Source organism: Gemmobacter lutimaris (assembly GCF_003570715.1).
Taxonomy (GTDB): Bacteria; Pseudomonadota; Alphaproteobacteria; order Rhodobacterales; family Rhodobacteraceae; genus Gemmobacter; species Gemmobacter lutimaris.
This window is the reverse complement of record NZ_QXXQ01000002.1, coordinates 1-12,800: the sequence shown is the minus strand read 5'-3', so window position 1 is coordinate 12,800 and position 12,800 is coordinate 1. Positions and strand designations below refer to the sequence as shown.

The 12,800-nt window shown below is 64.6% G+C and carries 13 protein-coding genes; 4 read left to right on the top strand and 9 right to left on the bottom strand.

Annotation, left to right across the window (positions count from 1 at the left end):
- Positions 1 to 60: 60 nt before the first annotated feature.
- From D2N39_RS03185 to D2N39_RS03165, 5 genes are all read right to left on the bottom strand, one after another.
- Positions 61 to 1,992, bottom strand: a complete 1,932-nt coding sequence (locus tag D2N39_RS03185; protein ID WP_119133373.1) for an AAA family ATPase — start codon at positions 1,990 to 1,992, stop codon at positions 61 to 63.
- 2 nt (positions 1,993 to 1,994) lie between these two features.
- The gene (locus tag D2N39_RS03180) at positions 1,995 to 3,116 is read right to left on the bottom strand and encodes a hypothetical protein (protein WP_199725192.1); all 1,122 of its coding nucleotides are present in this window, start codon (positions 3,114 to 3,116) and stop codon (positions 1,995 to 1,997) included.
- Positions 3,109 to 3,477, bottom strand: coding sequence for a hypothetical protein (locus D2N39_RS03175; RefSeq protein WP_119133372.1), 369 nt, complete (start codon positions 3,475 to 3,477; stop codon positions 3,109 to 3,111). The genes D2N39_RS03180 and D2N39_RS03175 overlap by 8 nt, the downstream gene beginning before the upstream one ends.
- The gene (locus tag D2N39_RS03170; protein ID WP_119133371.1) at positions 3,467 to 4,540 is read right to left on the bottom strand and encodes a hypothetical protein; all 1,074 of its coding nucleotides are present in this window, start codon (positions 4,538 to 4,540) and stop codon (positions 3,467 to 3,469) included. The genes D2N39_RS03175 and D2N39_RS03170 overlap by 11 nt, the downstream gene beginning before the upstream one ends.
- Before the next feature lie 129 nt (positions 4,541 to 4,669).
- Entirely contained in the window at positions 4,670 to 5,248 is a 579-nt protein-coding gene (locus D2N39_RS03165) for a cyclase family protein (protein WP_119133370.1), read from the bottom strand.
- Positions 5,249 to 5,284: 36 nt separating this feature from the next.
- On the opposite strand from D2N39_RS03165, the gene D2N39_RS03160 reads away from it, so the two are divergent.
- Both D2N39_RS03160 and hemC read left to right on the top strand, forming a co-directional pair.
- The gene (locus tag D2N39_RS03160; RefSeq protein WP_199725204.1) at positions 5,285 to 6,580 is read left to right on the top strand and encodes an acetylornithine deacetylase/succinyl-diaminopimelate desuccinylase family protein; all 1,296 of its coding nucleotides are present in this window, start codon (positions 5,285 to 5,287) and stop codon (positions 6,578 to 6,580) included.
- A 39-nt stretch (positions 6,581 to 6,619) separates the two neighbouring features.
- Positions 6,620 to 7,576 (top strand): hydroxymethylbilane synthase, encoded by a 957-nt coding sequence (gene hemC, locus D2N39_RS03155; protein WP_119133918.1) that lies wholly within the window; start codon positions 6,620 to 6,622, stop codon positions 7,574 to 7,576.
- A 75-nt stretch (positions 7,577 to 7,651) separates the two neighbouring features.
- On the opposite strand, the gene ccoS is transcribed toward hemC, so the two are convergent.
- The 4 genes from ccoS to ccoG are packed head-to-tail and all read right to left on the bottom strand — an operon-like array spanning position 7,652 to position 11,919.
- On the bottom strand, positions 7,652 to 7,810 hold the full coding sequence (gene ccoS, locus D2N39_RS03150; protein WP_119133368.1) for a cbb3-type cytochrome oxidase assembly protein CcoS: 159 nt from the start codon (positions 7,808 to 7,810) through the stop codon (positions 7,652 to 7,654).
- 7 nt (positions 7,811 to 7,817) lie between these two features.
- The gene (locus D2N39_RS03145) at positions 7,818 to 10,037 is read right to left on the bottom strand and encodes a heavy metal translocating P-type ATPase (RefSeq protein WP_119133367.1); all 2,220 of its coding nucleotides are present in this window, start codon (positions 10,035 to 10,037) and stop codon (positions 7,818 to 7,820) included.
- A gap of 3 nt (positions 10,038 to 10,040) precedes the next feature.
- Positions 10,041 to 10,496, bottom strand: coding sequence for a FixH family protein (locus D2N39_RS03140; protein ID WP_119133366.1), 456 nt, complete (start codon positions 10,494 to 10,496; stop codon positions 10,041 to 10,043).
- 1 nt (position 10,497) lies between these two features.
- Positions 10,498 to 11,919 carry a cytochrome c oxidase accessory protein CcoG gene (gene ccoG / locus D2N39_RS03135; protein WP_119133365.1) on the bottom strand — a complete coding sequence of 474 codons (1,422 nt, stop codon included), beginning with the start codon at positions 11,917 to 11,919 and terminating at the stop codon, positions 10,498 to 10,500.
- 99 nt (positions 11,920 to 12,018) lie between these two features.
- Between ccoG and D2N39_RS22650 the strand changes: the two genes are divergently transcribed.
- Both D2N39_RS22650 and D2N39_RS03130 read left to right on the top strand, forming a co-directional pair.
- A complete protein-coding gene (locus D2N39_RS22650; RefSeq protein WP_147373441.1) occupies positions 12,019 to 12,207 on the top strand; it encodes a hypothetical protein in 189 nt (62 codons plus the stop codon).
- 152 nt (positions 12,208 to 12,359) lie between these two features.
- On the top strand, positions 12,360 to 12,674 hold the full coding sequence (locus tag D2N39_RS03130; protein WP_119133364.1) for an H-NS histone family protein: 315 nt from the start codon (positions 12,360 to 12,362) through the stop codon (positions 12,672 to 12,674).
- Positions 12,675 to 12,800 lie beyond the last annotated feature (126 nt).

The following is a 12,800-nucleotide window of genomic DNA, read 5'->3' as shown; positions in this document are numbered from 1 at the left end:
CATCTGTTTCCAAATATCCCGGCGGAGCGCCGCAGGCGCGGGGGCAGAGCCCCCAAATACTCATCCCCGCCCCTCCAGATACCGCCGCTTCGCCTCTTCCTGCCGGCCGAAATCGCGGACCATGGTGCTGATCGCAGCCTCATCCGATTTGTCGGCATAACGGAATTCCGAATCCGCATAGCGGTTGATCTCCTGCACCACCATCTCCACCGTGATCGGCGTCATCAGGCTTCGGATCATCTCCATCTTCCGCTCATAGGGCTGGAACAGGAACAGGTCGGGGTTTTCCATCCAGTCGTCGGGCAGTTCGAAATCCATCGCGCGCACCTTCACCCCATCGGTGATGTTCTTGATCGCCCGCCCGGTGAAACGGTCGTCGGCCTGCTGGATCGCCTTGAGGTAGGTGCCGAGCTTGGCAATCGTGTCCAGCGGCCCGATGTCACCCGCGACCTTGTCGAACACCCGGATCAGGCCGTCCTCCTGCGGGCGGGCGTGTTTTTCGAAACTCGCAGCCACGGCGCGCTTAATTTCCTGCGCGGCGAACAGGTCATGCTCCCCCAGCGGAATCGCATGGTTCTTGCCCAGCAGCAGCGCGAGGATGTCGATGTAATCCTCGCGGCTTTGCGGGCCGTCCACCAGAAACCGCGCGCCCGCCCGCTGGCGCAGCGCGTCGTCGACGTTTTCGGGGTAGTTCGAGAACATGCCAAAGGTGCAGTTGCCGCGCACCACGGTATTGGCCCCGGCGAATGCCTCCATGAAGACCGCCGTCACCTCCTGCTGGCCCGCGCTCGACTGCCGGTCGCCGCGCTTGCCGGCGATCTGGTCGATGTCGTCGATGGTGCCGAAGGCGATCACCGCCGGGTCGATGATATTGGTGATGAAGGCCTTAGCGTTCTGCCCCGACTTGCCCTGATAGCTGTCGATCTGGTCGATCGAGAAGTTCTGATAGCGGAACGGGTAGCCCGCGACCTTGCAGTAATCATTCAGCAATCCCGCCATCATCTGAATGAGCGTGGTCTTGCCGGTGCCGGGCTTGCCGTCGCCCATGAAGGTGAAGATGAAGCCGCCCAGTTCCGCGAAGGGGTTGAGCTTCCGGCTGAAATCATAGGCCATCAGCATCTTGGCCAGCCGCATCGCCTGATATTTGGCGATATGGTTGCCCACCACCTCGGTCGGTTTCTTGAACTGCATGGTCAGTGCCGTGCCCTTCGCGGCGCGGGCGGGGCTGAAGCCTGCAAGGGTCAGCCCGTCCGCCTCCACCCGCCAGCTTTGACCGGCAAAGAGTGCGGCAGGTGCCACGCCCTCGACGCGGGAGGCCACGCGGGTCATCAGCGCCTCGCAGAAGGCGGCGATTGTGGCGATCAGGCGCGGATCGTCGGTGCCATGGGTGGCGATGTCCTGATCCAGTTCCCACAGCACGCCTTGCAACGCGAGCGGCGCGTTGTCGGTCAGGATCTCTTCGACTGTGCCAATTTCCACCGTCACCTCGCCCAGCGCAGGCGCCAGCAGATAGGCTGTTGCATTGGCGAAGGCATGCAGCACCACCAGCGCCTCGGCGGCCAGCAGCGCGGTAAACTCGGCACGGCGCGGCTCGGGCAGGCGCGCCTCAAGGTTGGCGCGTTTCAACTCGGCCAGCGCGGAGCCTTGTGCGAAGGTTTCCCCCATGGCCAGCGCAATGGCGAGGCCCCGCCGCAGCGCCGCCAGCGCTTGCGCCTCGGGCGGCGTCACCAGACCCTCGCCCAAAGCCTCGATACGTTCGACCAACCGCACCCCGCCGGGCCGCGCCGTGGGCCGCGCCGCCATCCCCGGCACGGTGGACCGGAATCGCGGTCGCGCCCCGATGCCAGGGGAGCGTTCGGGTTCCGCCGCCGGGGCCGCCGTTGCAGTGGCGATGCGCGGTGCGTGGTCGAATCCGGTCAGCAAGCCCAGCGCCGCGTCATAATGACCGCGGATGGTTTCTTCCTTCAGTTCCATCGTGTCGCGTGTGCTCATTTCTACCTCGCGGGAATGAGGCGCCCGCCGGCACCCACAACAAATTTACGAATATTGGCGAAACCGGGCGGGTTCAGCTCGGCCAGCGCCTGATAGGGGCGTTCGGGCAGGATCATCATGCGTTCCAGCCGGGTCGCGCCGGTCTCGCCGCCGTTCACCGGATCCAGCCGCCAGACCTGCCGCAAAGCGGTGGAGAACCAGCCGTCTTTCACCTCTTCCTCGCGATCCGAGATCAGGTCTTCGATGGTCCAGACCAGCGCCCAATCCTCGCCCGTCGGGGCCATGGCATTGGTCAGCACCTCGGCGATGGGGCCGGATTGCAAGGTGAAGCTGTGCGAATACATCGGCCCCAGCGTGATCCGCCGCAGCCGCCGGGGGTAAAGATCGGCGAAATCACGATCGAACCCCATGGCGATGGTCACCAGTTTCAGCCCCGCCAGAGATTGCGCCATCAGATGCGCCTGCGCCTGCGGCCAGCGGCGGTCATCGGTCGGGAAGGGGCGGCGGCCGGTATCCTCCACCTCCAGCAGATAAACCGCGGGCAGGTTGGTTTGCGTGTCGTAAACCGCCCAATGCACCAGAAAGCGCCGCCGGTCGCCCACATCGGCCACCCATTGCGCATCAGGGTCGTTGCGCGCCTGAAACAGCCCACCCGCCTTCAGCGCCTCGTAATAAAGCCGCTGCGACAGCGCGAATTGCAACTGCGTCGGCACCGTCAGATCACCGACGATCTGGCGCACCATCCGGTCTTTCAGCTCCGCCTCCGCCGCCATACCCGCCAGATGCTGCACGGCATGCTGCGCATCCACCGCCATCAGCATCAGTTCCTGCGCGATGGGAAAGCCGCTTTCATGCCGGTCAAAGGTCGGCGCACCGGGCAGCGCGCCCTCCAGCCGCCCGGTCATCAGATATTTGTGGCTGAGCGCCCGGAAGGTCGCCGCGAGCCGCTGCACATAGCCGCCGATTACCCGCGCCTCCAGCCGACCCAGACGCCCCTCGGCCTCCAGTTCCGCCGCGACCCGACCCAGATGGCCGGTGATCGCGTCGAACTTGGCGAAATACCGCCGCGCCAGCAGGCTGTCGGACAGCGTGGCGTGATCGTCGGTCAGATGGGTCTCAGGCATCCCGGTCTTTCCCGTAAGCATCAATCCACATCCACAGCCGCAAAGGGGCAATCGCAGCGAACAGCGGAAGCACCAAAGGATCATGGCGCGCCAGCCTCAGGACAAGCCGCCGCTGCAAGGGCCGCATGATCCCGACGAATGCGAACAGGATGAAACCTGTGCCGAACCAGATCATCCAGAGCAGCCAAAGCCACTGCACCTCGATCGTGGTGCCGAAGATCGTTCGATAATCGACCAGCCTCCCAGAAGTGACAATGCCGATCCCGAGCATGACTGCCCCGACGATCAGCGCCACCATGGTCTGCCGGCGCAGCGTCCAGTATCCTTGCACCTGCGGAACCAACCCGGTGTCACTCTCCATACTGGTTCTTGTCGTGTTTCTCGACGATCTTGGCAAAGCGCCGGGCAAAGCGTTCGTCGGCCTTGGCCTTGGCCTCCAGCACTTGCCGCGCAAAGACCATATGGCCCTCGTGCGCCTCCAGCATGTCGGCCATGCGCTGATTTGTGGCGGTTCCGATTGCGGCCATGGCGGCTTGCGCCTCCTGATCTGTCTTCACGCCGATCTCGTTGATCCGGTGCGCGACATCCTGCTGTTGCGCGGTTTTCAGCGAGGAGGTCAGCGCGTCATACAGCACCACCCGCTGCCGCGTGTCGGTTTGCAGCTTGTTGATCAGCACCATCTGCGTCGCCGCCTGGTTCTGCAAACTGTCCACCCAAGTCTTGCCCTTTTCGATATAGCGCTCAAGCGTCTGGCTTTTCGCCAGCTTCACCTGTTCATCCTGCACCAGCGCGTTGTATTCGGCGTTCAGCGTCGCAAGATCGGTTTCCAGCTTGGTGCGCGCGGCGGCGTCCTGTTCGACGGCGATCTTGTTTTCCAGTTCGATGATCTGCGGGTCCATGGCGGCAACGCGGGTGCGCACGGCCTCCAGCTCGGCCACGGTGGTTTCACGCTCGTCCAGAGTGCTGACGAGGTTCGCCTCCACCTTGGTTTTCTGGCCGTTCAGCAGGTCAAGCTGCCCTTGCAGCAGCTTCACGATCACATCGGATTTGGAAATCAGATCCTGCAACTTGCTGTCGATCGAGGCGGTGCGCAGGCGTTCCTGCCGCATCGCCTCGGATTTGGAGCCCGAGAAAAAGCCCACCACGCTTTCCATCGTGGTTTTCGACCGCAGTTCGTTGAAATCTTCGGTGAAGCCCGCTGTCACATCGTCCAGCCCCATGATCAGCTCGGCGATATTGGCGTTCATCAGGTCGGTGTGTTTGTGCACATCCTCCAGCGTCGCATTTTCGATGTCGATGGCAGCATCGCCCTGCGATAGGTTCTGGCGCGCGGTTTCGATCCGGGTCGTGATGGCGGCAATCTTTTCCTGAGCCTCGGCGATCTGCTTCTGGCTTTCGGCGATCTGGGCATCAAACGTGGCCATCTGGCTCCTCCAAGTGAATCTCGTTTACATATGTGCGGGTCACAGGCACCTTACCAGAACCACGCGCGGAAAAATTGCGCGCGGCCTGACACGCTTACCCCCCAAGCCTGCGCCAGCCGGGCGGGAAAATCAACGCAGCACATCACCACGCGCCAGAACCCGGCACGGCGCCCCGCTGGTGCCGACCAGACACAAAGGCAGCGCGATGATCTCTCCCCGGTCGGGCAGGTGCGCGGCGGCGGTCTCGTCCAGATCCTCGACCAGATAGATCCCGGCCCGCGCAAGGGCGCGGTGCAGGAACAATGGCTCCTCCCCCGCCACCTGCAACCCGCCCGCCATGACCCAGACCGGAAAGCCCAGCGCCAGCGCCGCGTCGAACCCGGCCCGCGCAATCGGCCCCACCGTGCCATCGACGAACAGCAGCGTCGCGTCACCCCGCTCCGGCACCTGCCCCGGCCGCAGCGTGACATATCGCCCGACCAGCGCGGAAACCGGCAGCGCCTCCAGCGTGACGCCACCTTCCGCCATATGCGCAGGGGCGTCGATATGGGTGCCGCATTGCGTGCCGAGCGCGAGCCGCTGCACCGCATAGCCCTGCCCGGCGATGTCGCACCAAGGTTCAACGCGGAACGGCGGGTCGGAATAGCCCGGCTCCGCGTAAACCGTCAGCGTTTCGTCCATCGGGCGGGTAAGGTCGATCCAGTCCATTGCCGAACGCTAGGCCGCGTCCCTATGATCCGCAACATGGAACCCGATCTGCACCCCCGCCTCACCGCCGAAATCGCCGCCCGCCGCGATGATCTGATCGCGCTGACGCAGGATCTGATCCGCATTCCCACGCTGAACCCGCCGGGGCGACATTACCGCGAGATCTGCGATTACCTGTCCGACCGGCTGTCGGCGCGCGGCTTCATCACCGCGCTGGTGCGGGCCGAGGGCGCGCCGGGCGACAGCGAGACATGGCCGCGCTGGAACATGGTGGCGCGGCGTGAAGGCAGCGCACCCGGCTATTGCGTGCATTTCAACAGCCATCACGATGTGGTGGAGGTCGGCCACGGCTGGACCCGCGATCCCTTTGGCGGCGAACTGGACGGTGACCGCATCTATGGCCGCGGCGCCTGCGACATGAAGGGCGGCCTTGCCGCCAGCATCATCGCGGCCGAAGCCTTCATCGCCACCTGCCCCGATTTCTCCGGTGCCATCGAAATCAGCGCCACGGCAGACGAGGAATCCGGCGGCTATGGCGGTGTCGCCTACCTAGCCGAACAGGGCTGGTTCGACCCCGACCGCGTGCAACACGTCATCATCCCCGAACCCCTGCACAAGGACCGTATCTGTCTGGGCCATCGCGGCGTCTGGTGGGCCGAGGTGGAAACCAAGGGCCGGATCGCCCATGGCTCCATGCCCTTCCTCGGCGACAGCGCTATCCGCCATATGGGCGCCGTGCTGGAAGAGATCGAGCACCGGCTTTATCCCCATCTCGCCACCAAGCACACTGCCATGCCGGTGGTGCCCGAGGGTGCCCGGCAATCGACGCTGAACATCAACTCGATCCACGGCGGCGAGGCGGAGCCGGAACCCGGCTTCACCGGCCTGCCCGCGCCCTGCGTCGCCGACCGCTGCCGCATCGTGCTGGACCGCCGCTTCCTGATCGAGGAAGCCCTGCCCGAGGTGAAGGCTGAGATGACGAGCCTGCTCGACGGGCTGAAATCCAGCCGCCCCGGATTCGATTACACCATCCGCGACCTGTTCGAGGTGCAGCCCACGATGACGGAACGCACAGCCCCTGTGGTGCGATCCACCGCCGCCGCCATCGAAAAGGTGCTGGGTCAGGTCGCCGATTACGTCGTCTCGCCGGGCACCTATGACCAGAAACACATCGACCGCATCGGACGGCTGAAGAACTGCATCGCCTACGGGCCGGGCCTGCTGCATCTGGCGCATCAACCCGATGAATGGGTCGGTGTGCAGGACATGCAGGACAGCGCCCTTGTCATGGCGCTGGTTCTGGCGGATCTGCTGGCCCCTGCGGCGCGCTGACCGTTGCAAGGCAGGCGCCGCAAGGCTATGCCGATGGGCATGACGCTCGCACTCCCCACCCCCGCCGAACCGCTGAAGATCGGCACCCGCGGCTCGCCGCTGGCGCTGGCTCAGGCCCATGAGACGCGCGACCGGCTGATGGCCGCCTTCGGCCTGCCCGAAGACGCCTTCCGCATCGTGGTTATCAAGACCACCGGCGACGATTCGGTGCTGATCGCCGCCGACCGTCCGCTGAAGGAGATCGGCAACAAGGGCCTCTTCACCAAGGAAATCGAAGAGGCACTCTTGTCCGGGGGCATCGACATCGCTGTCCATTCGATGAAGGACATGCCGGTGGCGCAGCCCGGGGGGCTGATCCTCGATTGCTACCTCCCGCGGGAGGATGTGCGCGACGCCTTCGTCTCCGCCACCGCCACCGGCATCACCGACCTGCCGCAGGGTGCCCGCGTCGGCTCATCCAGCCTGCGCCGCCGTGCACAGTTGAAAGCGCGCCGCCCGGATCTGGAGGTGGTGGAATTTCGCGGCAACGTTCAGACCCGGATGAAGAAGCTGGCAGATGGCGTGGCCTCGGCCACCTTCCTTGCCATGGCCGGACTGAACCGGCTGGGCATGGCGCATGTCGCCCGCTCCGCCATCGAACCCGAAGACATGCTGCCCGCCGTCGCGCAAGGCGCCATCGGTGTGGAGCGACGCCTGAACGATCCGCGCACCGAAGCGATGCTCGCCGCGCTGCACCACGCGCCCACCGGCCTGCGCCTTGCTGCCGAGCGTGCCTATCTGGCAGCGCTGGATGGGTCCTGCGAAACCCCCATCGCCGGGCTTGCGCTGCTGGACGGCACCGACCTCTGGCTGCGCGGCGAGATTCTGCGTCCCGACGGTTCCGAAACCATCACCGGCGACATTCGCGGCCCTGCCAGCGATGGCGCTGCCCTTGGCCGCCACCTCGCCGCCGACTTGCTGGCGCAAGCCCCGAAAGACTTCTTCGCCTGGCGCTGAGCCTTCATCTTGGCAAAAATATCCTCGGGGGGTGCCCCGCAGGGGCGAGGGGGGCAGACAGCCCCCCTTTCCACATCACGGCTTGGGATGGTCGTCGTAATCTGTGGTCAGGATGCGGTTCGCATCCCCCTGCGGATCGTCAAACTGCCCCTTCTTCAGCGCCCAGAAAAACGCCACCAGCCCGACTCCGCCCATGAACAGCGAGATCGGAATCAGAAACGTCAGGATACCCATTCCAGCCTCATTTCAGCCGCAGCGCGTTCAGCGTCACGGAAATGGATGACAGCGACATCGCCAGCGCAGCCGCCAGCGGCGTGGCCAGCCCCACCAGTGCCAGCGGCACCGCAACCACGTTGTAAAGCGCGGAAATGCTGAAATTCTCGCGAATCCGCCGCGTCGATTGCCGTGCGATCCGGGTCGCATCGGCAATCGGTGCCATATCCTGCCCCAGCAGCACGATGTCCGAGGCGGTGCGCGCCGCGTCCAGCGCGGTCGCGGGCGAGATCGACACATCCGCCGCCGTCAGCGCGGCGGTGTCGTTCAGCCCGTCCCCCACCATCAGCACCTTGTGCCCGGCCGCAGTCAGCGCCGCAACTTCGGCGGCTTTCTCAGCCGGCAGCGCGCCGGCGGTCCAGTGCCGGATGCCCAGCCGCCCGGCCAGATCGGCCACCGCACCCTCGGCATCGCCGGAAATCAGCCGGATGTCCTTGCCCTGCGCCTGCAAGGCGGCCACCGCCTCGGCGGCGCCGGGGCGCAGCCGGTCGGCGAAGGTGAAGGCGCGCGGGCTGCCCTCGCCGGTGCAAAGATAGGTCGCCGTCACCGGCAGCGCCTCGGCCGCGCACCAGCCAGCGCGACCCAACCGCACCCGGCGGCCACGCCATTGCCCTTCGACACCATAGCCCGGCACCTCGCGCAGATCGGATACCTGCGCCGGTTGCAGCCCCGCCGCACGCCCCGCCTGCACCAGCGATTGCGCCAGCGGATGCGCCGAAGCCCCGGCCAGTGCCATCGCCACTTCGGCCGCCTGACGCGGATGGTCGCCCAGATTGGTCAGCTCCGGCACACCCAGTGTCAGCGTCCCGGTCTTGTCGAAGACGACGGTATCCACCTCGGCCAACCGCTCCAGCGCGGTGCCATCCTTGATGAGCAACCCCTTGCGGAACAGCTTGCCCGAGGCCGCGGTCACCACCGCCGGCACCGCCAGCCCCAGCGCGCAGGGGCAGGTGATGATCAGCACGGCAGCAGAGATATTGACCGCATAGCGCAGATCGCCCCCGGTTTTCCACATCCAGAACCCGAAGGCGGAAAAGCTGAGCAGATGAACCAGCGGCGAATAGGCGCGCGCCGCGCGTTCGGCAAGGCTGGTGTAGCGGGTCTTGGCCGCCTCGGCCACCGCGACCAGATCGGCCATGCGGTGCAGGCTCGAATCCCGCCCCGCCGCTGTGACGCGCAAGGTCAGAGGGCCGGTCAGGTTGACCTCGCCCGCGCTGACCACGGTATCGGGGCCGGTCCAGACCGGCAGGCTTTCCCCGGTCAGCAGCGAACGGTCCAGTTCCGACGTGCCCTCGACGACCACACCGTCCACCGGCATCCTGCCGCCGGGGCGCACCCGCACCAACTCGCCCACCGCGATTTCCGAAATGGCGACAGTCACCTCCTCGCCGTCGCGCAGCACGGTCGCGCGCGGCACTTCCAGTGCCGCCAGTTCCTCGGCCGCCGACCGCGCCACCGCGCGGGTGCGGTGATCCAGATAGCGCCCTGCCAGCAGGAAGAAGGCCAGCATCACAGCCGCATCGAAATAGGCATGATGACCGGAGTTCATCGTCTCGAAAACCGAGATGGCCGAGGCGAGGATCAACGCGAGGCTGATCGGCACGTCCATCCCCAGCCGCCCGACACGCAACGAGGCCCAAGCGGATTTGAAGAAGGGCTGACCGGCAAAGACCACGGTCGGCAGCGCGATGGCAGCCGAAATCCAGTGGAACATGTCGCGCGTCGCATCCTCGGCCCCCGACCAGACGGCGACCGACAGAAGCATGACGTTCATCATGGAGAAACCGGCAACACCCAGCCGCATCAGCAGGTCACGGCCCTGCTTGTCGGTCTCGGTCGCGCTCAGCAGGCCCGCGTCCAGTTCGTGCGCCTCGTAGCCCACGCCCTTCAGCGCCGCGATCAGCGGCGTGGCGTCAATCTCCGGCTCGGCCTCGACCGAGACACGCTTCAGAGTCAGGTTCATGCGCGCCGAGCGCACACCCGGCACATCCGCCAGCGCCTGTTCAACCGTCGAGATGCAGACCGCGCAATGCGCCATCGGCACCGACAGCATCAGCCGCGCATCCGCCGGCGCCGCCATCCGTGCAAGCTGTTCCGCCGAAGGCGCCGCCACGCAAGCGGGACAGGCCGAGGGGGCGGCATGGCCGGTTTCCTCCGGCAGCGGGTCGATGCGCTGCGCCAGCGTCATGGCCTACCCCCGAACAAACAGATCCAGCCGCTGCCGGAACAAGGTGCCATCCTCGGCATGGGCTTCGACATGCAACATCCATTTGCCCGGTGCCAGTTCGATCGGCGCCTTGTAGACGCCCGCCTCCCGCACGAATGAGGGCGTCTGGTCCTCCGCCGCCGTGGTGGTGCGACCGATCAGCACCGTCAAGCCCTGCACCGGCACGGGCTGGCCACCCGCATCGGTGAAGGTAAGGTGCAACCCCTCGCCCTTGCGGTATTCAGGCACCAGCAGCCAGCCCAAGGATTCCTGCGCCTTCCGGTCGGTATCGAAGGTCTGCGAGGCAACATAGGAGTTATCGACCTCAAGCCCCGGGAAGGTGCTGATCGCCTTGTAGGCCATCAGCACATTGACCCCGATGATGACGGCGAAAGCCCCGACGGTGAAACCCAATACCTGACGCCCGGTGATCTCGCCCATCTTATTTGTCCTTCCCGTGGAACACCGTGTCATGATGGATCCGCGTGTCACCGCCATCGGCGTCCTTGATCCAGAGCCGCACGTCGGTGCGTTCCTGATTGGCCGCCGGGCTGTCCGGCGTGGCCTCAAGATACATGCGGACCGACAGCGTGTCATTGGCCGGCACGTTCACGGTATCGCCATCGGTGCCCTCGATCCGCACCCGCAGATCGGCATCTGAAGTGGCGCTGATCGCATAGTCATGCGCCGCCCCCAGCTTGTTGCGCAGCCGCAGGTCATAGGCGTTGCGGATCGTGCCATCCGACAGGGTGACATACAGCGGGTTGCGGATCGGCGAGACGTTTACGTCGATGTCCGAGCGCATGAACAGGGCGACCAGAAGGCCGACCCCAACCGCGGTCCACAGTGTCGTGTAAAGGATGGTGCGCGGGCGGAACACATGTTTCCACACCGATTTCGGCGTCTCGCCGGCGCGTTCGCGGGTTTCATCGGTCAGGGCAAGATAGCCGATCAGGTCACGCGGCTTGCCGATCTTGTCCATAATCTCGTTACAGGCGTCGATGCACAGGCCACAGGTGATGCAGGCCAGTTGCTGCCCGTTGCGGATGTCGATGCCCATCGGGCAGACGTTGACGCAAGCCTTGCAGTCGATGCAGTCGCCATTGCCCGCCACACCCGGCTTGCCGCGCGGCTCGCCCCGCCATTCGCGGTAACCGATGGTCAGCGTATCCTCGTCCATCATCGCGGCCTGAATGCGCGGCCACGGGCAGGCGTAGATGCAGACCTGTTCGCGGAAGAAGCCGCCAAAGGCGAAGGTTGTCGCCGTAAGGATGAACAGCGTCGTATAGGCGATGGGATGGGCATTGCCGGTCACCAGATCGCGCGCCAGCGTCGGCGCGTCGGTGAAATAGAAGATCCACGCCCCGCCAGTCGCCAGACCGATCAGCAGCCACAGCGCCCATTTCAGCAGGCGCTTGCGGATCTTCTCGGCATCCCATTTTTGCCGAAACAGTCGCAGCCGGGCGTTCCGGTCACCCTCGACCCAGCGTTCGACCAGAATCATCAGGTCGGTCCAGACGGTCTGCGGACAGGCATAGCCGCACCATACCCGCCCCGCCGCCGAGGTGAACAGGAACAGCCCAAGCCCCGCCATGATCAGCAATCCGGCAACGAAATAGAATTCGTGCGGCCAGATTTCGATCATGAAGAAGAAGAAGCGCCGCCCCGCCATATCCAGCAGGATCGCCTGATCCGGCAGTTCCGGTCCACGATCCCAGCGAATCCACGGTGCAAGGTAATAGGCGCCCAGCATCAGGGCCATGAGCCACCATTTCAGCGTGCGGAAGGTGCCTTTGATCCGCTTTGGAAAGACAGGTTCGCGGGCGGCGTAAAGGCTGTGCGGCTCGGTATCGGGGCTGGTCACGGACGGAACTCCGGTTGGCTGGGTTGCGGCTGGTATCGGACGGCAGACCCGTCGCTGCCTTGACCTGCATCAAACTCGCATCCGCAATGCAGCTAAACCATGCGTCATATCGCGCTGCACGACAACAGCCAGGCTGAAGCGCACGGCGATGCACCCGTCGTCTGGCGGTATCTCACCCTTTCCGGCAGGCGCGACCACGACCACCGGCAGGTTGATTCGCACAGTTTTTCAGCCACCGCCGGAGAAAAACAGACATCGAAAGTTGGCTGCAATTTCAGATATATTTGATCTGGGTTGTTTGCAAAATATAAACCCACGCGCAGGTTGCGCGATATTGGTGCAATTCGTGAAAGAGAAACCGATCCGGCGATCTGCATGATTGGCGTTAGGTTTGAAATAGGTCTATAGAGATTTTGGATAATAGACATCTGGGGATCTGAATGACTGATCTGGACTCTTTGTCACTCAAGGAACTGAAACAATTGCAGAAGGATGTCGCCAAGGCGATTTCCGGTTATGAGGAACGGCAGAAAGCCGAAACCCGCGCCAAGGTCGAAGCATTTGCTCGTGAAATGGGATATTCGCTTGCCGATCTCGTTGGCGTGGAAGTGAAGGCCACCCGCGCACCCGCAGTTGCAAAATACCGGCACCCCGAAAACCCCTCCCTGACCTGGTCGGGCCGCGGCCGCAAACCGCAGTGGTTTGTGGACGCTCTCGCCTCTGGAAAATCCGCCGAAGACCTTGTGATCGGCTGAGGGTCAGGACCCATTGATCGGCTTGAGGCTGCGGTCGCTGCGTGATTCAAGCTCCCGGACATTGGGGGTGAGGATGAGCAACCTTTTCTGGCTGACAGACGAGCAGATGGAGCGGTTGAAGCCGTT